The 20,743-nt window shown below is 64.1% G+C and carries 18 protein-coding genes; 9 read left to right on the forward strand and 9 right to left on the reverse strand.

What is annotated here, in order from left to right:
• Window positions 1-320: 320 nt before the first annotated feature.
• Window positions 321-809: a hypothetical protein gene (locus tag ECTOBSL9_RS05045; protein ID WP_063464149.1), complete on the reverse strand. Its 489-nt coding sequence runs from the start codon at window positions 807-809 to the stop codon at window positions 321-323.
• Between the two features lie 407 nt (window positions 810-1,216).
• Between ECTOBSL9_RS05045 and gorA the strand changes: the two genes are divergently transcribed.
• Both gorA and ECTOBSL9_RS05055 read left to right on the forward strand, forming a co-directional pair.
• Window positions 1,217-2,563, forward strand: a complete 1,347-nt coding sequence (gorA, locus tag ECTOBSL9_RS05050; RefSeq protein WP_063464150.1) for a glutathione-disulfide reductase — start codon at window positions 1,217-1,219, stop codon at window positions 2,561-2,563.
• Window positions 2,564-2,589: 26 nt separating this feature from the next.
• The gene (locus ECTOBSL9_RS05055; RefSeq protein WP_063464151.1) at window positions 2,590-3,144 is read left to right on the forward strand and encodes a gamma carbonic anhydrase family protein; all 555 of its coding nucleotides are present in this window, start codon (window positions 2,590-2,592) and stop codon (window positions 3,142-3,144) included.
• 34 nt (window positions 3,145-3,178) lie between these two features.
• Here ECTOBSL9_RS05055 and ECTOBSL9_RS05060 read toward each other — a convergent pair whose 3' ends face one another.
• The 3 genes from ECTOBSL9_RS05060 to hemB all read right to left on the reverse strand — a co-directional run bounded on the left by ECTOBSL9_RS05060 (window position 3,179) and on the right by hemB (window position 5,774).
• Window positions 3,179-3,838: an OmpA family protein gene (locus ECTOBSL9_RS05060; RefSeq protein WP_063466015.1), complete on the reverse strand. Its 660-nt coding sequence runs from the start codon at window positions 3,836-3,838 to the stop codon at window positions 3,179-3,181.
• Between the two features lie 109 nt (window positions 3,839-3,947).
• The gene (aroE, locus tag ECTOBSL9_RS05065) at window positions 3,948-4,760 is read right to left on the reverse strand and encodes a shikimate dehydrogenase (RefSeq protein ID WP_063466016.1); all 813 of its coding nucleotides are present in this window, start codon (window positions 4,758-4,760) and stop codon (window positions 3,948-3,950) included.
• A 12-nt stretch (window positions 4,761-4,772) separates the two neighbouring features.
• On the reverse strand, window positions 4,773-5,774 hold the full coding sequence (hemB, locus tag ECTOBSL9_RS05070; RefSeq protein ID WP_063464152.1) for a porphobilinogen synthase: 1,002 nt from the start codon (window positions 5,772-5,774) through the stop codon (window positions 4,773-4,775).
• A 64-nt stretch (window positions 5,775-5,838) separates the two neighbouring features.
• Between hemB and ECTOBSL9_RS05075 the strand changes: the two genes are divergently transcribed.
• Window positions 5,839-6,612: an alpha/beta hydrolase gene (locus ECTOBSL9_RS05075; protein WP_240481056.1), complete on the forward strand. Its 774-nt coding sequence runs from the start codon at window positions 5,839-5,841 to the stop codon at window positions 6,610-6,612.
• Here ECTOBSL9_RS05075 and ECTOBSL9_RS05080 read toward each other — a convergent pair.
• The 5 genes from ECTOBSL9_RS05080 to argH all read right to left on the reverse strand — a co-directional run bounded on the left by ECTOBSL9_RS05080 (window position 6,599) and on the right by argH (window position 13,909).
• A complete protein-coding gene (locus tag ECTOBSL9_RS05080; RefSeq protein WP_063464153.1) occupies window positions 6,599-9,370 on the reverse strand; it encodes a sensor histidine kinase in 2,772 nt (923 codons plus the stop codon). The two genes, ECTOBSL9_RS05075 and ECTOBSL9_RS05080, sit on opposite strands and share 14 nt — an antisense overlap.
• A complete protein-coding gene (locus tag ECTOBSL9_RS05085) occupies window positions 9,367-9,666 on the reverse strand; it encodes a hypothetical protein (RefSeq protein WP_205631994.1) in 300 nt (99 codons plus the stop codon). The genes ECTOBSL9_RS05080 and ECTOBSL9_RS05085 overlap by 4 nt, the downstream gene beginning before the upstream one ends.
• 5 nt (window positions 9,667-9,671) lie before the next feature.
• Window positions 9,672-11,813 (reverse strand): exonuclease domain-containing protein, encoded by a 2,142-nt coding sequence (locus ECTOBSL9_RS05090; RefSeq protein WP_063464154.1) that lies wholly within the window; start codon window positions 11,811-11,813, stop codon window positions 9,672-9,674.
• Window positions 11,814-11,858: 45 nt separating this feature from the next.
• Window positions 11,859-12,239, reverse strand: coding sequence for a response regulator transcription factor (locus ECTOBSL9_RS05095; RefSeq protein ID WP_063464155.1), 381 nt, complete (start codon window positions 12,237-12,239; stop codon window positions 11,859-11,861).
• Window positions 12,240-12,508: 269 nt separating this feature from the next.
• Window positions 12,509-13,909: an argininosuccinate lyase gene (argH, locus tag ECTOBSL9_RS05100; protein ID WP_063464156.1), complete on the reverse strand. Its 1,401-nt coding sequence runs from the start codon at window positions 13,907-13,909 to the stop codon at window positions 12,509-12,511.
• Between the two features lie 90 nt (window positions 13,910-13,999).
• Between argH and ECTOBSL9_RS05105 the strand changes: the two genes are divergently transcribed.
• The 6 genes from ECTOBSL9_RS05105 (at window position 14,000) to ECTOBSL9_RS05130 (ending at window position 20,586) form a co-directional block, all read left to right on the forward strand.
• Complete coding sequence (locus tag ECTOBSL9_RS05105; protein WP_063464157.1) at window positions 14,000-15,073, forward strand: sensor histidine kinase; 1,074 nt, start codon at window positions 14,000-14,002, stop codon at window positions 15,071-15,073.
• Window positions 15,073-15,807: a LytTR family DNA-binding domain-containing protein gene (locus tag ECTOBSL9_RS05110; RefSeq protein WP_063464158.1), complete on the forward strand. Its 735-nt coding sequence runs from the start codon at window positions 15,073-15,075 to the stop codon at window positions 15,805-15,807. The genes ECTOBSL9_RS05105 and ECTOBSL9_RS05110 overlap by 1 nt, the downstream gene beginning before the upstream one ends.
• A 183-nt stretch (window positions 15,808-15,990) precedes the next feature.
• Window positions 15,991-16,959, forward strand: a complete 969-nt coding sequence (gene hemC, locus ECTOBSL9_RS05115; RefSeq protein WP_063464159.1) for a hydroxymethylbilane synthase — start codon at window positions 15,991-15,993, stop codon at window positions 16,957-16,959.
• Window positions 16,956-17,789 carry a uroporphyrinogen-III synthase gene (locus ECTOBSL9_RS05120; protein WP_063464160.1) on the forward strand — a complete coding sequence of 278 codons (834 nt, stop codon included), beginning with the start codon at window positions 16,956-16,958 and terminating at the stop codon, window positions 17,787-17,789. The genes hemC and ECTOBSL9_RS05120 overlap by 4 nt, the downstream gene beginning before the upstream one ends.
• Window positions 17,782-19,293, forward strand: a complete 1,512-nt coding sequence (locus ECTOBSL9_RS05125) for a uroporphyrinogen-III C-methyltransferase (RefSeq protein WP_082829748.1) — start codon at window positions 17,782-17,784, stop codon at window positions 19,291-19,293. The genes ECTOBSL9_RS05120 and ECTOBSL9_RS05125 overlap by 8 nt, the downstream gene beginning before the upstream one ends.
• Before the next feature lie 3 nt (window positions 19,294-19,296).
• Window positions 19,297-20,586 carry a heme biosynthesis HemY N-terminal domain-containing protein gene (locus ECTOBSL9_RS05130; RefSeq protein ID WP_082829749.1) on the forward strand — a complete coding sequence of 430 codons (1,290 nt, stop codon included), beginning with the start codon at window positions 19,297-19,299 and terminating at the stop codon, window positions 20,584-20,586.
• The last annotated feature ends 157 nt before the right edge of the window (window positions 20,587-20,743 follow it).

Raw genomic sequence — 20,743 nt, forward strand, 5'->3', positions numbered from 1 at the left:
AAGGGCTCCGGCCCCACACGTCATCTCGGTTGACTCCAGTGAGGACATTTATAAGGCCGTCCTGAGGTATATTGTCTCGCAAACATATGTTAAATCTCTGTAATGAGCGATCCTCCTGCGGACGGGGTGTCGATACCGAAGCCGCTTTGCATGCGTCCCCTTCGCGCCGAACAGCAGACCCCGATCCGCTCCCACTGACTGCCCGCTCAGGGTCGCACACCGCCACCTTTTACCTCTTTCCGGGTGACAGGGCTTACGTCCCGAGGTAATCCCGACCACCTGCCCTGTCCCATCCCGGGCTCCTGTTCGAGCGCACTGGGTCAGACCTGTTCGTTCAGGATCCTCTGGGATTCACCCTGAGGGGCAGCCGCATCCCCAAAAGCCCGCAGCAGAGCCTGCTGTCGCGGCTGCAGGGTCGCCTGGTCGGCATCTGGTCGCGCAGTAAAGTTGTTCGGGCCCTGCTGGCCTGCCTGGGGATCATTCAGCTGCGCCTGTGGGGTTTGACCCATTGCCAACTGGCTCAGAGTGGCCCGGTCCGCCCCAAAGCCCTGTGGTGCCTCGCTGCCTTCACGGGCGACCTGCAGACGCGCTTCACTGGCCAGCGCGGAGTCGTTGCGCCCAGTCATGCTGGTCTTGTGGGCCGCCTCCGGTGAGTTCCGGGACATATCCTGACCGAGGTTGGGGGTTCCCCGTTCGGTTTGCTGGGAGTTTGTTCCGGAGCGGGCGTTTCCCACCTCCCCGGCTGTACCCGATTGGCGATCCTTGAGTGCCGGCATCACCGGGTTGAATGCGGGTATATTGACGTTCATGGGTTCCACCTTGCGTCTATGTGTTCATATGGATCTCGACATTCGTAGTTGCCGAAGCGGTTATCCGCCTGTGCAGAACAAGACGCAACCGTCATGCCACCTCCAGGACACGGGCGCCGGGAAGACTTCTTAACTCTCTGATTCAAGGGACACATAACATCCACAGGGTCGCAACTTCCCGAGCCTGGATGACAGGTGCGAAATGGGCTCGCAGGCATCACCCCCCGGCAGAAACGGCCCGATTTTTCAGTGCGCGGCATGATTTTGCAGGCTTCTGCACAGACGTGCTCATCGCTGGCTGATACCAAGGGAAGCCGGGACTGCGCTTCTTCCGAAGGTCGTCGATCAGGCTGCTAAGATGAGGCTGAGAGAAAGCCTCTGTCTACTTTCGCTGCAAGGGAGTCCCCATGAACGACCATTACGATCTGATTGCCATCGGCGCCGGTAGCGGCGGCCTGTCCGTGGTGGAGCGCGCGGCCCGTTACGGGGCCCGCTGCGCCGTGGTGGAGTCGGGGCCGCTGGGAGGCACCTGCGTGAACGTGGGCTGCGTGCCCAAGAAGGTCATGTGGTATGCCGCCGACATGGCCCATCGGCTGGATGACGCCCCGGGTTACGGCTTCAAGCTGGCCCGGGAGGGCTTTGACTGGAGCGAACTGGTGGGTGCCCGGGATGCCTATATCGAGGGCATCAACACCTGGTATCACACCTATCTTGCGGACTCGGGCGTGGACGAGATCCCTGGCCGGGCCCATTTCGTGGACGCCCACACCCTGGAGGTGGAGGGTCGACGGGTGAGCGCGGATCACGTGGTGATCGCCGTGGGCGGCCGGCCCAGCGTGCCGGACATCCCGGGGGCCGAACTGGGCATCACCTCCGACGGATTTTTCCAGCTCAGGAGCCAGCCGCGGCGCGTGGCCGTCATCGGGGCAGGCTACATCGCCGTTGAACTGGCGGGCATGCTGCGTGCCCTGGGCTCCGAGGTGTCCATGTATCTGCGCCGCGAGACCCTGCTGCGCCCCTTCGACCCCATGCTGCGCGACACCCTGATGGAACAGATGCTGGCCGACGGGGTGAATCTGTTCCCCAGCACCCAGGTGGGACGGCTCATCGCCCATCCGGACAGCGTGGAGCTGTTCTGCGACCAGGGCGAGTGCCGCGGGGTCTTCGATCAGGTGATCTGGGCCACCGGCCGCACACCGGCCACGGAAGACCTGGATCTGCACAATGCTGGCATTGAGCCCGATGATCAGGGGTATATCCCCACGGATCTCTACCAGAACACCTCGGTGGACGGCGTTTATGCCATCGGCGACGTCACCGGGCGGGCCCAGCTGACGCCGGTGGCCATCGCCGCCGGTCGACGCCTGGCGGACCGGCTCTTCGGTGGCCAGACGGATCGGCACCTGAGCTATGAGACCATCCCGTCGGTGATCTTCACCCACCCCCCCATCGGCACCGTCGGCCTCACCGAGGATGAGGCGCGGGCGGCCCACGGCGAGGCCGTGAAGGTCTATTCCACCCGCTTCACCTCCATGTATCACGCCATGACCCCCCATAAGGTGGCCACCGCCATGAAGCTGGTCACCGTGGGGGCCCAGGAGAAGGTGGTGGGCGTTCATATCATTGGCCCGGAAGCCGACGAGATGCTGCAGGGGTTCGCCGTGGCCGTGCGCATGGGGGCCACCAAGCGCGATCTGGATGATACAGTGGCCCTGCATCCCACCAGCGCGGAGGAGCTGGTGACCATGAAGTGAACGATTCAAGCCACAGGAGCCCTCCCATGATCCGAAGCTTTGAAGGCCATACACCGAAGATCGCACCCTCCGCCTGGGTGGATGACAGCGCCCTGGTATTGGGGGATGTGACCCTGGGTGCCGACAGTTCCGTGTGGCCCATGAGCGTGCTGCGCGGGGATGTGAACCGCATCCGTATCGGCGAATGCAGCAACATCCAGGATGGCAGCGTGCTGCATGTCACCCATGACGGCCCCTATACCCCCGGGGGTCAGGATCTGGCGGTGGGTGACGAGGTCACCGTGGGCCACAACGTCACCCTGCACGCCTGCCACATCCAGGATCGGGTGCTGATCGGTATGGGCAGCGTGGTGATGGACGGCGCCATCATCGCCTCGGACGTCATCCTGGCCGCCGGCAGCCTGGTGTCACCGGGCAAGGTACTGGATTCGGGGTATCTTTGGCGGGGCAGGCCGGCACAGCGGGTGCGCCCACTCACCCAGGAGGAGCGGGACCACCTGCGCTATTCGGCGGAACATTATGTGCGCCTCAAGCTGAGGCACGAGGGGCAGGGCAGGCCACCGGAAGGGATGAAGGTCTGAGCAGGACGCCCCCTTCATCCCCACCGGCACGCGGTCACTGAGTGAGCGGGATGAACGTCAGTTCCACGCGTCGGTTCTGGGCGCGGCCCTCGGGCGTGTGATTGTCCGCCACCGGACGATGCGGACCAAAGCCGATGGTGTCCAGCCGTACCGGTGACACCCCCTGACTCTGCAGATAGCGGGCCACGCTGCGGGCACGACGCTCCGACAGGTCCATGTTGTACTCCACGCTCCCGGTGCTGTCCGTATGGCCAGCCACTTCAACGGCGGTCTGGTCGAATTCCTGGGCCACCTTGGCCACGGAATTGAGCACCTCGTAGAACTGGGACTTCACCTCGTCGCGGTTCACGTCGAAGGTGACGTTACCCGGCATGTTCAATACCACATTGTCTCCCACGCGGGTCACGCTCACACCCGTGCCTTCCAGTTCACGGCGCAGTTCCTGTTCCTGACGGTCCATGTAGTTGCCCACAGCGGCGCCGGCCAGGGCGCCGATGCCGGCACCGATCATGGCCCGCTTGGTGCGATCGCGGCGGGTGGTGAGATTGCCCACCAGGGCGCCGGCAGCCGCGCCGATGGCCGCACCGGTGGTGGACGCGCTGATTTTATCCTCACGGGTATAGGGATCGATGGTGGTACAGCCGGCGAGGCCCACCAGGGCCGCCACGGCGATGATCAGCAATGGATGACGCATGAAAAACTCCCGCAACGCTCAGTCAAGAGGCGGCCCGTCAAGGGCACGCCCCGGTTGTTTCGGTGGATAACCGCCTGGAAGCCAGGCTACCGCAGGCCTCATGAACCCATCATGAACGGGGACGCAGGGCCTCCATGACCGGATCGGTCTGTGGGCGCTGGCCACGCCAGATGGCAAAGGCCTCGGCCGCCTGTTCCACCAGCATGCCCAGGCCATCCCGCGTCCAGGCCGCCCCCTGGGCATCGCCCCAGCGCACGAACGCGGTGGGGGTATCGCCGTACATCATGTCATAACAGCCGGCGCCGGGTGCCAGCAAACCGACGGGCAGGGGAGGGATCTGATCCGACAGCCCGGCGGCCGTGCCGTTGATGATCAGATCGTGGGATTCCCCCGCAAGCGCCTCCAGTCCGCTGCCGGACACCGGCCCCAGATCGGCAAAATCCCGAGCCAGATCCTGGGCCTTGGCGGCGGTGCGATTGGCGATGTGCAACCGTGCCGGCCCCTCGGCCAGCAGCGGGGCCAGCACACCGCGCACCGCCCCGCCGGCTCCCAGCAACAGGATACGGCTGCCGGCCAGGGGGGTGGGCTGGCGCTTCAGATCCGCCACCAGCCCAAGACCATCGGTGTTGTCCCCGTTGAGCCCGTCGGCGGTGACCGTGAGGGTGTTCACGGCACCGGCCCGCCGGGCCCGGTCGGTCAGGGTATCGGCGACTTCGAAGGCCTCGTGCTTGAAGGGCACGGTGACACTGAAGCCCCGATACCCCGCATCCACCAGCCTGCGCACGGTGCCGGGAAAATCATCCTCCGGCGCCAGCACCGCCTCATAGACCATCTCCTGGCCCGTTTGCCGAGCAAACAGGGTATGGATCTGCGGTGACTTGCTGTGGCCGATGGGGTGGCCGATGACGGCGTAATGATCCATGGGCATGACGGATCAGTCCATCCACTCCAGTGCCTGACGGGCGTAGTAGGTGAGGATGCCATCGGCGCCCGCACGCTTCATGCACGCCAGGGCCTCCAGCACACAGGCGCGCTCGTCGATCCAGCCGTTCTGACCGGCGGCCTTGAGCATGGCGTATTCGCCGCTCACGTGATAGGCGAACGTGGGCACCCCGAAGGTCTCCTTCACGCGGCGGACGATGTCCAGATAGGGCATGCCGGGCTTGATCATCACCATGTCGGCACCCTCTTCCAGGTCCATGGCCACTTCCTGCAGGGCCTCGTCGGAATTGTGGGGGTCCATCTGGTAGGTGTACTTGTTGCCGGCACCCAGGTTGGCGGCCGAACCCACGGCATCGCGGAAGGGGCCGTAGAAGCTGGAGGCGTACTTGGCGGAATAGGCCAGGATGCGGGTGTGGATGTGACCGCCTTCCTCCAGGGCCTCGCGGATGGCGCCGATGCGGCCATCCATCATGTCGGAGGGGGCCACCACGTCGGCGCCGGCCTCTGCATGGGACAGGGCCTGCTGGGTGAGCACGTCCACGGTTTCGTCATTGAGCACGTAACCGGTCTCGTCGATGAGCCCATCCTGGCCATGGGTGGTGAAGGGGTCCAGAGCCACATCGGTGATCACACCGATCTCGGGCACGGCGTCCTTGAGGGCGCGCACGGCGGTCTGGGCCAGGCCATTGGGGTTGTAGGCCTCGGCGGCATCTTCGCTCTTCTTCTCCATGGGCACCACGGGGAACAGGGCCATGGCCGGAATGCCCAGGCGGGCACTCACCTTGGCCTCTTCGATGAGCAGGTCGATGGACAGCCGCTCCACGCCGGGCATGGATGGCACCGGTTCACGCTGGCCCTTGCCTTCCAGGACGAAGACCGGGTAGATGAAGTCGTTGGGCGTGACCATGCTCTCCTGCATCAGGCGGCGGGAGAAGTCATCGCGCCGCATGCGACGGGGTCGAACCAGGGGATAGTAGCCTTTGTACTGGGACATTGATCACTCCACGCCTTGATGGGCTGTCTTGGGATGGATTCGAAAGGGGCTCAGGATAGCCGATTTGCCCCGACGGAGCACGGCGTGGCGTCATGCCGGAGTCGCGGCCCGGGCCGCTGCCACCGAGGGTGGTGGCTCCCATAGCGATGACAAACCGGCTATCCTTGCCTCCATGAATACACATCCCTTTGAATCCGTCATCGTCGATACCGGCGAGAATCCCAAAACCTGCGTCATCTGGCTGCACGGCCTGGGGGCCGATGGCCATGACTTCGAGCCCATCGTGCCCGAGATGCAGTTGCCGCCCGGCAAGCCGATCCGCTTCATCTTCCCCCATGCCCCGGTGCGGCGGGTGACCATCAACAACGGCATGTCCATGCGGGCCTGGTACGACTTTCATGAGCTGGCGCCGGGCGAGGGCGAGGACCACAATCAGGTGGCGGAGGGGGTGGCTGCCGTGCAGGGGCTGCTCACCGAGGCGCGCCGCCATTACGATACCGTGTTGCTGGGAGGGTTTTCCCAGGGCGGCGCCATGGCCCTGCTGACCGGCCTGGTGGAAGGACCGGCCCCCGATGCGGTCTTCGGATTATCCACCTACCTGCCCAATCCGGCCAAGGCGGGCCTGAAGCTGTCTCCCCGGGCGGCCGGTCTGCCCGTGTTCATGGGCCATGGCAGCTTCGACCCGATCATTCCGCCGGATTTCGGCCGCCGCACCAGCGAGGCCCTGCGCACCATGGGGGTGAAACTGCAATGGCACGAATACCCCATGCCCCACAGCGTCTGCGCCGATGAGATCCGCGACCTGAGTCAGTGGATGGGGCCGCTCATTCAGGCTTAGGACTCTCCTGCGCCTCCCCGCCAGGGCTGTCCAGCAGTGGCAGGTTGAAGGCGAAGGTGGCGCCGGCACCTTGCTGACTATCTACCCAGATGCGTCCGCCCAGGTGCTGGATGATGTTCTTGCAGATGGCCAGCCCCAGGCCCGTCCCTTCGGGCTTTTCGGTCAGGGCATCCCCCACCTGGCGAAACTTCTCGAACAGGGTGGGCAGATCCTCGGTGGGGATGCCGGGTCCGTTGTCCTCCACCTCCACCTTGACGCCCCCTTCCTCCAGCGGCGTAAGCCTCAGGGTCACGCGCCCCGTATGGGCGGGTGTGAACTTCACCGCATTGGACAACAGGTTGATGATCACCTGCATGAGCCGGTCACGGTCGGTATCCATGTGCACCGGGTGATCGGGCAGGTCCAGCCGCAGATCCACCGCCTTGGTCTTGAAGAGCTGTGACGTGGCCGTGGCAGCATCACTGAGGATGTCCACCAGATCATACGGGCGGATGTACCAGCGCATGGCACCGGATTCCAGCTTGGCCAGGTCCAGCACCTGGTTGATCAGCCGGGTGAGGCGCTCGCTCTCGCTGATGATGATGCCCAGGAATTCCTGGCGCTTGTCCGGGTCCAGGTCCCGGTTGTCGTAGAGGATCTCGGTGAAGGAGCGGATGGAGGTGAGCGGCGTGCGAAGTTCATGGGTGACCGTGGAAATGAAGTCATCCTTCATCCGATCCAGCTGCTTGAGTTGCTCGTTGGCGGCCCGCAGCTCCCGGGTGGCCGTTTCCAGTTCCCGAGACTTGGTCTCCAGTTGCTGGCTGTAGGCGATCACCTGACTGGCCTCGTCCAGGATCTCCATCACCTCCTCCAGACTGACCACATCCCCCTTGGCCACGTTGGAGACCATCACCCGCGCCGAGGCGGCGCCGATGGAGCCGGCCAGCATGCGCTCACACATCTGAATCAGATCCGAGTCCGCCTCGCGCATCTTCGCAAGATCCAGACCACGCCCCCGCGCATAGTGTTCGAAGGCCCGACGGGCACGGGCCTCCCCCACGAAGCGCTTGAGCAGGTCGAACAGGTCATCCACGGTGGCCGTGCCGCGCCAGAAGCGGGAGGTGCCGTAACGCTCGGCCGACAGCCGGAAGACGTCCACGAACAGGTTGGCCTGGATGCGCTCCATGGTGTTCTGCTGGGTGAGCAGGGAGACCGTCACGTAGGCCCCCAGGTTCACCAGCATGGACCAGACCAGGGAATGGGTGATCTGATGCAGCCCGGACAACCCGAACAACTCATAGGGCTTGAGCAGTTCGATACCCCAGGGTCCATGGGTGATGAACGTGGCGGGCAGCCAGCCGGCCTGGGCGAAGGAGGGCAGCAACAGGGTGTACAGCCAGACCACGAAGCCAGCCGTCAGGCCTGCCAGGGCCCCCTTGCGGGTCGCCCCCTTCCAGAAGATGCCCCCGATCAGGGCCGGGGCGAACTGGGCCACGGCGCAGAACGACACCAGCCCCATGCTCACCAGGCCCACCATGTCGCCAGTCACCCGAACATAGGCATAGCCCAGCAGGATGCCGATGAGGATGGCGCCGCGGCGGATATACAGCAACAGCCGGGTGAGGTCCCGGCGACGCTCCAGCCCCAGCCAGCGGATGCGCAGCAGCGCCGGCATCACCAGGTCGTTGCACAGCATGGTGGCCAGGGCCACCGTCTCCACAATGATCATGGCCGTGGCCGCAGACAGGCCGCCCAGGAACACGATCAGGGCCAGCAGCTGCATCTCCTGGGACAGGGGCAGGGCCAGGACGAAGTTGTCCGGGTTCACCTCCCCGTATCCGAACATGAGCACGCCGGCAAAGGCGATGGGCAGCACGAACAGGTTGATGAGGAACAGGTAAAGGGGGAACAGCCAGGCCGCCTTGCGCACGTGGCTTTCGTCCACATTCTCCACCACCGCCACCTGGAATTGCCGTGGCAGTACCAGCACCACCACCATGGCCAGCAGGGTGAAGGCGATCCAGTTGCCATAATCGGAGAGCTCTCCCACGTGGAAGAGTTCGGCAAGCTGAGGGTGGGCCGCCGCCTGACTGAACAGATCCCCCACGCCACCGAAGATCACGAAGGTGACCACCAGGCCCGCCAGTATGAAGGCCACCAGCTTCACCACGGATTCGAAGGCGATGGCGGCCACCATGCCCGAGTGGTGCTCCGATGCATCGATGTGGCGGGTACCGAAGAGGATGGCGAAGGCGGCCAGGATCAGGGCCACATAGAAGGCGGTGTCGGCGTAGAAGGGCACGGTATGAGCCAGCTGCGAGGCCGACGTATCCGGATAACTGACCATCACATTGAAGGTGTCGGACACCGCCCGGAGTTGCAGGGCGATATACGGCACCAGCCCCACCAGGGCGATGATGGTGACCAGGCCGCCCAGCATCTGGCTCTTGCCGTAGCGGGAGGCCACGAAATCGGCGATGGAGGTGATGCGGTTGACCTTGGAGATGCGCACCATCTTGCGCAGCACGATCCAGAACAGGGCCGCCATGAGGGTGGGGCCCAGATAGATGGGCAGGTAGTGGATGCCGCCCTCGGCGGCCAGGCCGACGCTACCGTAGAAGGTCCAGGAGGTGCAGTAAACGGCGATGGAGAGGGCGTAGACGTAGGGGCTGTTGATGATGCTGCGCCCCTGGTCCGAGCGCTTGTCACCCCAGTAGGCGATCCCGAAGAGGAGCAGCAGATACCCCAGGGAGACGCCAATGACCAGCCCGATGTTCACGGCTCGTGCCCCGGATCATGGGTGCGATAGTCTCCCGGCTCCTCATGGGATGAGCGGGCCACAATCAGCACCACCAGAATGATCAGCGCCAGCCAGGCCCCATACAGATAGAAGAACAGCAGCGGGATGCCCAGGACAAATCCATCCGCATCAAAGACCACCAGCAAAGGCGGAAAAAACAGGACGAGCCCCAGCATGAAGGCCGCCACATAGCGCTCGCGGGCACCACTGGGCGGGGCCATGCGCAGATTCCGCTTACCCGGCGCCGTCTTGTCGGACAGCGGTGCGCGGGCCATGGCGATCAGGCCCCCGCCGCCGAGCCGCTGCTGTTCTGATGGGTGATGCTGCGCTCCCGCTGGCGCAGCTGGGCGGCCATGTTGGAGGAACGCATCACCTCGCCGAAGGTCTTGAAGCCCTGGGACTGCAGCCGTTCCACCAGGGTCACCAGCAGGTGGGCCGTGGCGATGGCATCCCCGAGCGCGGTATGTCGACCGGTGATCTGTATCCCGTAGCGTTCGATCAGGGCATCCAGGGAGTGGTCCTCATCTTCGTCCTCCACCATCACCGACAGCAGCAGGGTATCCAGCACCGGATTGTCGAAGCTGACGCCGCAGCGCTTTTCCTTGAGGCTGATGAACTTCATGTCGAAGGCGGCATTGTGGGCCACCATCACCGCGTCGCCCACGAAGGTCTTGAACTGGGGCAGCACCTCGGTGACCGGAGGCTTGCCCTCCACCTGGTCGTCGGTGATGCCATGGAACCGGATCGACGCGGGGGGAATGGGGCGGCCGGGGTGGATCAGGCGCTCGAAGGTCTCGCCGCTGAGCACGCGGCCCTTGACCACGCGCACCCCGGCAATGGAGATGATCTCATCCCCACCCATGGGATCCAGGCCGGTCATCTCGCAGTCAAAGACCACGAAGGTGAGTTCGTCCAGAGGGGTGGCAGCCAGTTCCGGGTCGCCCTCGTGTTCGCGCATCAGGCCGAAGTCGTAGAACTCGGGCCGTGGCGGCAGACGGTCGCCCTCGGGCAGGAACTGCGGCCGCTTGGGCGCAATCATGGGCAGGCGCAACAGGGACTCGCCATTGCGACCACAGGCCTGGCTCCACAACTCGATGCCATGGCGCTCAAGTACCTCGCGGATGGACTGGTGGGCCAGTTCCTCGCCGCAGGAACTGTCCAGCCAGTTTTCCAGGGCACTGGAGGGTACCGGCGGCCCCTGCCAGGAGAAGTCCATATAGACGCGCCGGTCCCCCAGCAGGGCTTCCGCATAGAAGGTATCGGCCCGGGAGAAACGCACCAGGTGGCGCAGCAGTCGTTCGATCACCTGCACCAGCGAGAGGCTGTCCCCCTGGATCCACAGCGGCTGCCCCACCGTGACCAGCTTCACCTCGGGCAGATCCTCCAGACGCCTGGCCACACAGTTGACCAGGTCGGTACTCAGGAGATCGGACATGGGATAGCGCCCCAGGGCATGGCCACGGAAGATGCCAGCCAGTTCGTCCACGCGCCGGCTCAGTTCCTCGCTCTCCGCGCGCAGCACATGATCGAACTGGCGGCGTTTTTCCCCGGGCATGTTCGGGTGGGCCTCGATTGTCTCGGCGGCCGCACGCAGATTGGCCACCCCACCCCGCAGATCCACCGTGAGGGCGCGGCGCACCGTATCCACCTGGGTCATCATTTCCAGTTCGCTGGAGATATCCACCAGGGTGATCAGATAGGCGCTGGTGTTGCCGTCCGGATCCAGGATCAATGACATGCGCCCCTGCAGCATGCGGGTGGCGCTGGCATCGGTGCACACGAATGAGGCGGACAGGTCCTCACCGCTGCCTTCGGCGTCGCGGCGACGCCATTCGAGCCGATCCAGGGTATGCATCACCGGCGCTCGTGAGATCACCTGAAACAGGGGCCGCCCCAGGCCCACGGCCTCCGGCGTCTGCAAAATGGAGACAGCCGACTGGTTGTAGAGCAGCATCTGGTGATTGCGGTTGCACACCAGCACGCCCTCGGTGAGCCCCTGCAGGATCACCTCGAGCCAGGTTTTCTGTTCGTTGATCTGGGCCGTGGCCGTGGCCATGGCGCTGCGCACCTCGCGCCGGGAGCTGCGCAGGGAAAGGGCCAGGGAACGCACCGACTCGGGCAGGTCACCCAGGGCATGATGGGGCGGACTGGTGATCTCGGTGTCGGCGTTGCGGGATTCCAGCAGTGCACGTACATCGCGGCTGATGCGCCGGGCAGGGCGGAACACCAGACGACGCACCACGAACCAGACCAGGTACACGGGCACCGCAAAGGCCAGCGCTCCCACCAGTGGCGGTCCCAGCCACACACTGGGGAACTGGCCCTGACTGATGGCCTCCCAGTTGAATACAGTCACCAGGACTGCGTAGGCGAACGCCACCAGGGAGGCGAAGAGCAGGGCGATGAGGGTGCGTTTATCCACGAAATAGGCTGCCTGGCTTGGATGCAGGTGCGTGAAACGCCCTTATCAACCGTTGTTGTCGGGCATGTAGTCGCGTACCCGCGCCACAACCTCGCGGGTGGAGAAGGGCTTGGTGATGTAGTCATCAGCCCCCATGGCCAACCCTTTCTCCTGCTCGATCTGCCGCCCCTTGGCGGTGAGCATCAGGATACGTACGTCCTTCCAGTCCGGGTTGGCGCGGATGGTCTGGCAGACATCGTAGCCGTCCCGCTTGGGCAGCATGACATCCAGCAGGATCACCTGGGGTGGTCGCTCGCGCACGGCCTCCAGGGCGCTCTCGCCATCCCGGGCGACGCGCACGTCGAAGCCCGCCTCTTTCATCAAAAATTCCAGTGAGAGGACGATATTGGGCTCATCATCCACCACCAGTACGGATTGGGGTGCCATCTCCTCCTCCTTATATCCTCACCAGGCCGTGCGTCTCGATTCTGCCCGCAGGCCCTTGGGGCCAGCGGGTTAGCGGCCATTCAAGGGCCGCACTGGGTGGACGAATCGGCTTGCTTTGGTGTCTTGTCTTGTGGTGCGCAGAACAGAACCCGATGGTCTACTAACCTCTGGCTATAAGGTCAAAATAGCACAGCCAAAGGGGGGCGTCATGACAGGAACGCGCGCGCGCGCACATTTTATGATGCGACCACCTTTCGCAACCGGGACGCTCAGCCCCCGGGGGTCAGACGGTTCCGGGCCTCCCGGATACGCTCGCGTACCTGGGCCGGGGCGGTGCCTCCATGCAGGTTGCGGGCAGCCACCGAGCCCTGCAGGGTCAGCACCTGGAAAACATCATCCTGAATCATGGATGAAAACCCTTGCAACTCATCCAGATCCATCTGGGACAGGTCACGGCCGGTCTCCACCCCCAGGCGCACGGCGCGGCCCACCACCTCGTGGGCATCGCGAAAGGCCATCCCCTTGCTCACCAGATAATCGGCCAGGTCAGTGGCGGTGGCAAAGCCGCCCCGAGCGGCCGCCTCCATGGCCTCGGCGCGCACCTGGATGTGGGGGACCATGTCGGCAAAGGCCCGCAGGCTCCCGGCCAGGGTGTCCACGGTGTCGAACAGGGGCTCCTTGTCCTCCTGATTGTCCTTGTTGTAGGCCAGCGGCTGGGCTTTCATCAGGGTAAGCATGGCCACGAGGTTGCCGTTCACCCGGCCTGTCTTGCCCCGCACCAGTTCCGGCACGTCCGGGTTCTTCTTCTGGGGCATGATGGACGAGCCGGTGCAGAAGCGGTCGGGCAGGTCCACGAACCCGAACTGGGCGCTGGCCCAGAGGATCAACTCCTCGGAGAAGCGTGACAGGTGGGTCATGATCAGCGCCCCGGCGGCACAGAACTCGATGGCGAAATCCCGATCACTGACCGCATCCAGGGAGTTGTCGGACACCCGTTCAAACCCCAGCAACTCAGCGGTGTAGTGACGATCCAGGGGGTAGGGGGTGCCGGCCAGGGCGGCGGACCCCAGGGGCATCACGTTCACCCGACCCCGGCAGTCCACCAGCCGGGCGTGATCCCGCTCCAGCATCTCGAACCAGGCCATCATGTGGTGACCAAAGGTCACTGGCTGGGCCGTCTGCAAATGGGTAAAGCCGGGCATGACGGTCTCGGCCTCGCGCTCGGCCAGATCCAGCAGGCCCTGCTGCAGGCGGCGGATCTCGGCCAGGATGCCATCGATGGCCTCGCGCAGGTACAGGCGGATATCGGTGGCCACCTGGTCATTGCGGGAACGCCCGGTATGCAGCTTCTTGCCCACGTCGCCGATGCGCTCGATCAGGCGGGCCTCCACGTTCATGTGGACGTCCTCCAGGCTCACCGACCAGTGGAAATTCCCCGCCTCGATCTGCGCCAGGATCTCCCCCAGGCCCTGCTGGATCTGCTCGCATTCATCATCGCTGATCACACCCACGCGGGCGAGCATGCGCGCATGGGCACAGGAACCTTCGATGTCGTGCCGGTACAGGCGCTGATCAAAACCCACCGAGGCGGTGAAGGCTTCCACGAATTGATCGGTGGGCTCGGAAAAACGTCCGCCCCAGAGTTTGTCTTGTGCTGGCTTTTCGCTCATGGGTCATGCATGCCTTTGGGTCATTGGCGCGGAGTATACCATTGGGATAACGTACCCTGGAGGACGGCCTTTGCAACGGATATTCAGCCCATGACAGTCATGCCAAAACACTCACGGACCGGGAGCACGACGAGCCGCCGCCGCGCCTTCCTGCCGGATTTCTGCGAAAGCCGCACGGTCTTCGTGGTGGTGCTCATGGCACAGCTGCTGGCCTTCATCCTGGCCCTGGCGTCCGAGCCCCGACCTCAGGGTTTTTGGGTCAACCTGGCCCTGACATCCTTGTTCGTGCAGTGGGTGGCCCTGGGCACGGTGTTCACCCTGTGCCTGAATCGGCGCTGGCTGCGGCGCCTGCGCCCCCTGAACGCTGCGGTGGCTGCCTGGCTCATCATGCTGGCAGTCACCCTGGTGCTGTCCGTCATCGCCGTGCAGCTATCACATCACCTGGGATGGTACACCCTGGGTTCGGGCTTCCCGGTGGATGAATTTCTCATGCGCACCCTGGCCGTGAGCGCCATCGTCTGCGCCGTGGCACTGCGCTATCTGTATGTGCAGAAACAGTGGCAAGAGAACGTGGAAGCCGAGGCCCGCTCCCGGGTGCAGGCGCTGCAGGCCCGCATTCGCCCGCATTTCCTGTTCAACAGCATGAACACCATCGCCAACCTCACCCGCAGCCAGCCGGAGCAGGCGGAATCCACCGTGATGGACCTGGCCGACCTGTTCCGCGCCACCCTGTCCACCAAGGACAGCGTCACGCTTGACGAGGAGGTGGGTCTGACACAACGCTACCTGCGGATCGAGGCCCTGCGACTGGGGGATCGCCTGCGGGTGGACTGGCGCATTGATGAGTCGGTGCCCATGGACTACCCCATTCCCAGTCTGACGCTGCAACCCCTGGTGGAGAATTCCATTTACCATGGTATCGAACCCCTGACCGAGGGCGGCACGGTGACCGTGGAGATTCGGCTGCGGGATCATTATCTGCATATCATGGTGGAAAACCCGTTGCCCCCGGAAAAGGAACGCAATCAGCGGCCCGGCAATCGCTTCGCCCAGGAGAGCATCCGCCAGCGACTGGCGCTGGCCTACCGGGGCGAGGCGCGCATGGAGACGACCCAGAGCCAGGAACGCTATCGTGTGGATATCTCACTGCCCAGGAGGAAGTGATGAAGGTGCTGATCGTGGATGACGAGCAACCGGCCCGTGAGCGGCTGGCCTCGCTGCTGGAGCGGATGCCGGAGTACGAGGTGGTCGCCAATGCATCGAATGGCCTGCAGGCGGTGCGACTGGCCCAGCAACTGGAACCGGACATTGTTCTGCTGGATATTCGCATGCCGGGCATGGATGGCCTGGAGGCTGCCAGCCATATCGCCGAGATGGATACCCCACCGGCCGTCATTTTCATCACCGCCTACGAAGGTCATGCCATCGAGGCCTTCGAGACCCAGGCCGTGGGTTACCTGCTCAAGCCGGTGCGTCAGGAGCGCCTGCAGGAGGCCCTGGAACAGGCCGGTCGGCCCAACCGGGCGCAATTGGGGCATCTGCAGGACTCCACCCCTCAGGGCCGTACCCGTAGCCACATCTGCGCCCGGGTGCGCGGCAACCTGGAACTCATCCCTGTGGAAAGCGTGCATTATTTCCAGGCGGATCAGAAATATGTCACCGTGCGTCACGACGAGGGCGAGGTGTTGATCGAAGAACCCCTCAAGGCCCTGGAAGAGGAGTTCGGCGAGGACTTCCTGCGCATCCACCGCAATGCCCTGGTGGCCAGGAGCCGGTTCTGCGGCATGGAGAAGAACAACCAGGGGGGCTTTGAGGTGGTGCTCAAGGACTCGGGCGAGCGCCTGGAGGTCAGTCGGCGCCACGTGGCCGAGGTGCGCCGTTTCCTGAAGACCCTGTAACACCGTTTTTGGAATTTGGAACAAAGATCGGGGCCTGGAAGATCCAATGACCGGGCCTGGGTCAAGTAAAGTTGACAGAGACCCGTCTGCCCCGTGTGTTGAAAGGCAGACATAATGTATGGTTGCGTTGTACGATACCGCAAACCTTCAACATGGCCAGATTACGCGAGCTTCTACCCGCCCATGCCCAAGACTGAACTCAAGATCGCCACCCGGAAAAGCCCTCTCGCCCTGTGGCAGGCCGAGGAGGTGTCCCGCCGGGTCAGAGCCCTGTTCCCGGATGTGCAGGTCACACTGGTGAAGATGTCCACCCAGGGTGATCGCATCCTGGATACCCCGCTGGCCAAGGTGGGCGGCAAGGGCCTGTTCGTGAAGGAACTGGAAACAGGGCTGCTGGAAGGGGACGCAGACATCGCCGTACACTCCCTCAAGGATGTACCCATGGAATTGCCCGAGGGCCTGGAACTACCCGTGATCCTGGATCGGGAAGACCCCCACGACGCCTTCGTCTCGAATCATTACACCTCCCTTGAGGAGCTCCCCGAAGGTGCCCGGGTAGGCACCTCCAGCCTGCGGCGGCAAAGCCAGCTGCGGGCCCGATTCCCCAGCTTCCAGGTGCTGGATCTGCGCGGCAACGTGAACACGCGCCTGGCAAAACTGGATAATGACGAATACGACGCCATCCTGCTGGCCTCGGCCGGACTCAAGCGTCTGGGATTCGGTGAGCGCATCACTCGGGTGCTCAGCGCGGAGGAGAGCCTGCCGGCCATCGGACAGGGTGCCATCGGCATCGAATGCCGCTGCAATGACCCGGATGTGATGGAACTGATCGGCCCCCTCAATGATCCGGATACCAATGTGAGGGTCACGGCCGAGCGGGCCTTCAACCATCGCCTCAATGGTGGTTGTCAGGTGCCCATCGGCGGCTACGCCGAATTGCGCGACGATGGCACCCTGCACATGCGTGGCCTGGTGGGTGAGCCTGATGGCTCGCTGGTCTACCGGGCCAGCCTGGATGGTCCGCGCGAGAAGGCCCACGAACTGGGCGTGGCCCTGGCGGAGCAACTGCTGCGCGAGGGCGCCGACCGGATCCTCAAGGACCTGGGCCTGAACCCCGCCGAACCGTCCAAAAGTCAAAACCCGATGTCATGAGTTCAGCAGAAGCCAGGGCAACAGCACCCAGGGAAGGCGCCGCGGGCCCGCTGCAGGGGGTGACCGTGATGGTGACCCGTCCGGCCCACCAGGCCGATCGTTTCTGCCAAATGGTGGAAGAGGCCGGCGGGCAGGCCCTGCGATTTCCAACGCTGGAGATCAAGGAGGCGCGTGACACCACCGCTCTGGATGCCCTGATCGACAGGCTCGAAGACTTCCACATCGCGGTGTTCGTCAGCCCCAACGCCGTGAACCGGACCCTCAACCGGATCCATGGAAGAAGGCAGATGCCTTCGGGGCTGAAACTGGCCACCGTGGGCCGTAAATCGGCCCAGGCCCTGGAGCGGCTCGGTTACCAGGTGGACATCTGCCCACCCAGCCGCTTTGACAGTGAGGCCCTGCTGGAACAACCTGAATTGCAGGACATGCAGGGCCGGGAAGTGGTGATCTTTCGGGGCGACGGGGGCCGGGAACTGCTAGGTGCTACACTCACTGCTCGGGGGGCAAGGGTGACCTTCGTGGAGTCCTATCGTCGCGGCCTGCCGGATGCGGATACCGACCGGGTGCTGCGACAGTGGTCCCGAGGGGACATCCATGTGATTGCGATCACCAGCAGCGAGGGGCTGCGCAACCTCTACGAAATGGTAGGCAAGGTGGGGCAGTTCTGGCTGCGCGGCACACCGCTCGTGGTGGGCTGCGAACGCATGCTGGACACGGCCCGGGAGATGGGCTTCAAACAGACCCCAGTCGTGGCCGCAGACCCCAGCGACGAGGCCATGCTGGAGGCCGTGCAGAAATGGGCTGAAAAGAGGAAGCAAACTCATGAGTAGACAACGATCGAATCCAAAGGCCAAAGGCGGCGCCAAGCCAACGGCAACCGGGGCGGGCACCCCTGCGGCCAAGACGAGAACACGGAGCCGTGGCAAGGCCTCCGGTAACTCCCTGAGCGCCGCGGCCAAAACGGATACGGTGGCGTATAACGCCGATTCCAAGGACAAGGACGCACTTTCCGGCCAGGTCGGCACCAAGCCTGCGGACCAGGCCGGGGCAGACAAAACCCAAACCCCAAAGCCCGAGGCATCAAAACCCGTGGACAACAAACCAGAAACTTCGAAAGCCGACTCGACAAAGAGCGGGTCCGACAAATCCGAACCCGTAAAGGGCGCTGCCGCGAAGACGACCGCAGGCAGCCCCGGTGCGGCCAAGCCGGCCAGCCCGGCTCCCGGTCAGGGTGGGGGTGGCGCGGGCCGCACGCCGCCGCCTCCGTCCGGCGGTGACACCAACGGCCGCAACAGCAAGCTGCCGCTGATCGTTGGTGGTGTTGCCGTGGTGCTGGCCCTGGGCATCGGCATGAATGCCTCCTCGAATGCCAACAAGGCGATGGAGATGGCCAACGAGGCCAACGATCGCCTGAGCAGCGCCCTGCGCGAGCTGGCCGAGATCGAGGAACGCACCCAGGCACTGCCCGAAACCATCAGCCGCATGGAGACCCAGGTCAGCGAGCTGGAGGGTGACGTGCGCACCGAGCTGGAGAAGGCCCTGGAAGAGGCCCGCACCGAACTGGCCAGCATCGAGGAGCGTCAGCAGCGTCGCCTGCAGACCCTGGAAGAAGGCCTGGGCGCCATCCAGGATGAATCCGAACGTCCGCATCGCGAATGGCAGACCGCCGAGGTGGCCTATCTGATGGGCATCGCGGATCACCGCCTGAGCCTGATGAACGATCCCAAGGGCGCCATTGCGGCACTGAAATCGGCCGACAACATGCTGCAGGCCATGGGTGATCCCAAGTTCAGTGAAGTACGTGACGCCATCGCCGAGGAAATCGCCGCCCTGGAGGGCTACGAAGGCACCAATGTGCAGGAAATCGTGGCCGAACTGGACAAGATCACCGAAGAACTCAGGCCCCTGCCGCTGCAGAAGCCGGAAACCGAGTCCGGTGGTCGCCTCTCGCTGGTCAACGGTGAGGCCCCCAACGGTGACTCCCCCTGGTGGGAGCGCGCCTACTATCAGGTGGTCTCCGAGTTGAACCAGCAGGTGACGGTGCGCCGTCACGATCAGGCCGTGCGTTCCATGCCTGATGCGGATGCCGAACTGTTCATGCGTCAGGTCCTGGCGCTGCGCATCGAGTCCGCCCGTCTGGCCGCACTGCGCAACAACGAGGCTGAATATCGCGAAAACCTCCAGAGTGCCCGCTCCCTGCTGGCGGAGTACTTCGCCTCCGAGCCTGTCGCTCCTTTGATGAAGCGCCTGGAAGACCTGGAAAAACGTGATCTGCGCCCCGAGCAGCCTGAAATCGGCAAGTCGGCTGAGCTGCTGGCTAAGCTGGAGGGTTAATCAATGAAATCTCTTATCGTAATCTTTCTCGTGTTGATCGCCTCTGCGATCGCGACCCTGTTGTTCATGGAAGAGCCTGGATACGTGCTCTTCGCCTACGGCGACATGAGCATTGAAACCAGCATGGCCTTCTACATCGTGGCCATGGTCGTTGCGCTGCTGGTGCTCTATGGCGTCATCCGCTTCCTGGTGGGCCTGTTTGGTCTCCCCGGTAACATGAGTGCACGCCGCAAGCAGAAGAAGGCCCTGGCCTGCCAGAAGGGCCTGGCCCTGGGCATGGCAGAGATGACCGAAGGTCGCTGGCACAAGGCCGAAAAGCTGCTGGTGCAATCTGCGCGCCGTGGTGATTCCCCCACCCTGAACTACCTGTCCGCGGCACGCGCCGCCCAGGCCCAGGGTGCCTATGACCGCCGCGATGAGTACCTGCGTCAGGCCTCCCAGGCTGAGGCCGGAGCCGAAGTGTCCGTTGGCCTCACCCAGGCCGAGCTGCAGCTGGACCACGGCGAGACCGGTCCTGCCACCAGCACCCTGCGTCACATGAATGACGTGGCCCCTGGTCATCCCCAGTTGCTGCGTCTGCGGGCTCGGCTCTACCGGGAGACCGGCGACAGCGCTTCCCTGCTGAACGTCCTGCCCGAGTTGCGCAAGGCCAAGGCCCTGGACAACGAGGCCCTGAACGAAATGGAAGCCGAGGCGTTCACCGCACGGGCAGCCGAGCTGGCCTCTGCCGGTGACCTGGGCAAGCTGGAAGGTACCTGGGTAAACCTGCCCAAGACCTCCCGCAGCCGCAATGAACTGGTGGAGCCCTATGCCCGCGCGCTGATCAACCTCAATGAGCCGGATCGTGCCGAGGTGGTCTTGCGTAGCAGTCTGAAGCAGAACTGGAATGAGCGTCTGGTGGAGTTGTATGGTCAGCTCAACGTCAACGACACCAACCGCGCCATCAGTGTGGCTGAAGGCTGGCTGCGTGATCATCGCCGTGATCCGGTGCTGCTGCTCACCCTGGGTCGTCTGTGCAAGAAGGGCAAGGCCTGGGGCAAGGCCCGCGGCTACCTGGAATCCAGTGTGAATGCCAAGCCCACGCCCGAGGCTTACCGTGAGCTGGGCGAGATCCTGGATCAGGTGGGTGAAGAAAAGCTGGCTCAGGATGCCTACCGCAAGGGCCTGCAGGTGGCCGTCGACGGCAGCCTCTCCGAGCCGGTGGTGCCCGTGGCACCCAAGCCCGAAGCAGGCAAGCCGCTGTCCGGTCGTCGCCGCGGCAAGATGGGTCAGCCCCGACTGTCCAGCGCCTGATCTCAGGCAGGGACTCCCGACACGGTCCGCACAGGACCGTGTCGGCCCCCTGAAGGCTGGACCCAGCCAAGGCTTGATCCAGATGAATGAAAGGCCATCCGCCCAGGCGGGTGGCCTTTTTTTTGTGCAAAACCTGACGCCTCACGCCGGACACGAC

The sequence above is a fragment of the Ectothiorhodospira sp. BSL-9 genome (assembly GCF_001632845.1).
Lineage (GTDB): Bacteria > Pseudomonadota > Gammaproteobacteria > Ectothiorhodospirales > Ectothiorhodospiraceae > Ectothiorhodospira.

Bases quoted from the DNA above. Each gene is read 5' to 3' on its own strand.
- ECTOBSL9_RS05130 (WP_082829749.1), top strand. From the start codon at position 19,297: ATGAAATCTCTTATCGTAATCTTTCTCGTGTTGATCGCCTCTGCGATC.
- ECTOBSL9_RS05060 (WP_063466015.1), bottom strand. From the start codon at position 3,838: ATGCGTCATCCATTGCTGATCATCGCCGTGGCGGCCCTGGTGGGCCTC.
- ECTOBSL9_RS05110 (WP_063464158.1), top strand. From the start codon at position 15,073: ATGAAGGTGCTGATCGTGGATGACGAGCAACCGGCCCGTGAGCGGCTG.
- ECTOBSL9_RS05125 (WP_082829748.1), top strand. From the start codon at position 17,782: ATGAGTAGACAACGATCGAATCCAAAGGCCAAAGGCGGCGCCAAGCCA.
- argH (WP_063464156.1), bottom strand. From the start codon at position 13,909: ATGAGCGAAAAGCCAGCACAAGACAAACTCTGGGGCGGACGTTTTTCC.
- ECTOBSL9_RS05085 (WP_205631994.1), bottom strand. From the start codon at position 9,666: ATGGCCCGCGCACCGCTGTCCGACAAGACGGCGCCGGGTAAGCGGAAT.
- hemB (WP_063464152.1), bottom strand. From the start codon at position 5,774: ATGTCCCAGTACAAAGGCTACTATCCCCTGGTTCGACCCCGTCGCATG.
- ECTOBSL9_RS05095 (WP_063464155.1), bottom strand. From the start codon at position 12,239: ATGGCACCCCAATCCGTACTGGTGGTGGATGATGAGCCCAATATCGTC.
- aroE (WP_063466016.1), bottom strand. From the start codon at position 4,760: ATGGATCATTACGCCGTCATCGGCCACCCCATCGGCCACAGCAAGTCA.
- gorA (WP_063464150.1), top strand. From the start codon at position 1,217: ATGAACGACCATTACGATCTGATTGCCATCGGCGCCGGTAGCGGCGGC.
- ECTOBSL9_RS05055 (WP_063464151.1), top strand. From the start codon at position 2,590: ATGATCCGAAGCTTTGAAGGCCATACACCGAAGATCGCACCCTCCGCC.
- ECTOBSL9_RS05045 (WP_063464149.1), bottom strand. From the start codon at position 809: ATGAACGTCAATATACCCGCATTCAACCCGGTGATGCCGGCACTCAAG.
- ECTOBSL9_RS05120 (WP_063464160.1), top strand. From the start codon at position 16,956: ATGAGTTCAGCAGAAGCCAGGGCAACAGCACCCAGGGAAGGCGCCGCG.
- ECTOBSL9_RS05105 (WP_063464157.1), top strand. From the start codon at position 14,000: ATGACAGTCATGCCAAAACACTCACGGACCGGGAGCACGACGAGCCGC.
- hemC (WP_063464159.1), top strand. From the start codon at position 15,991: ATGCCCAAGACTGAACTCAAGATCGCCACCCGGAAAAGCCCTCTCGCC.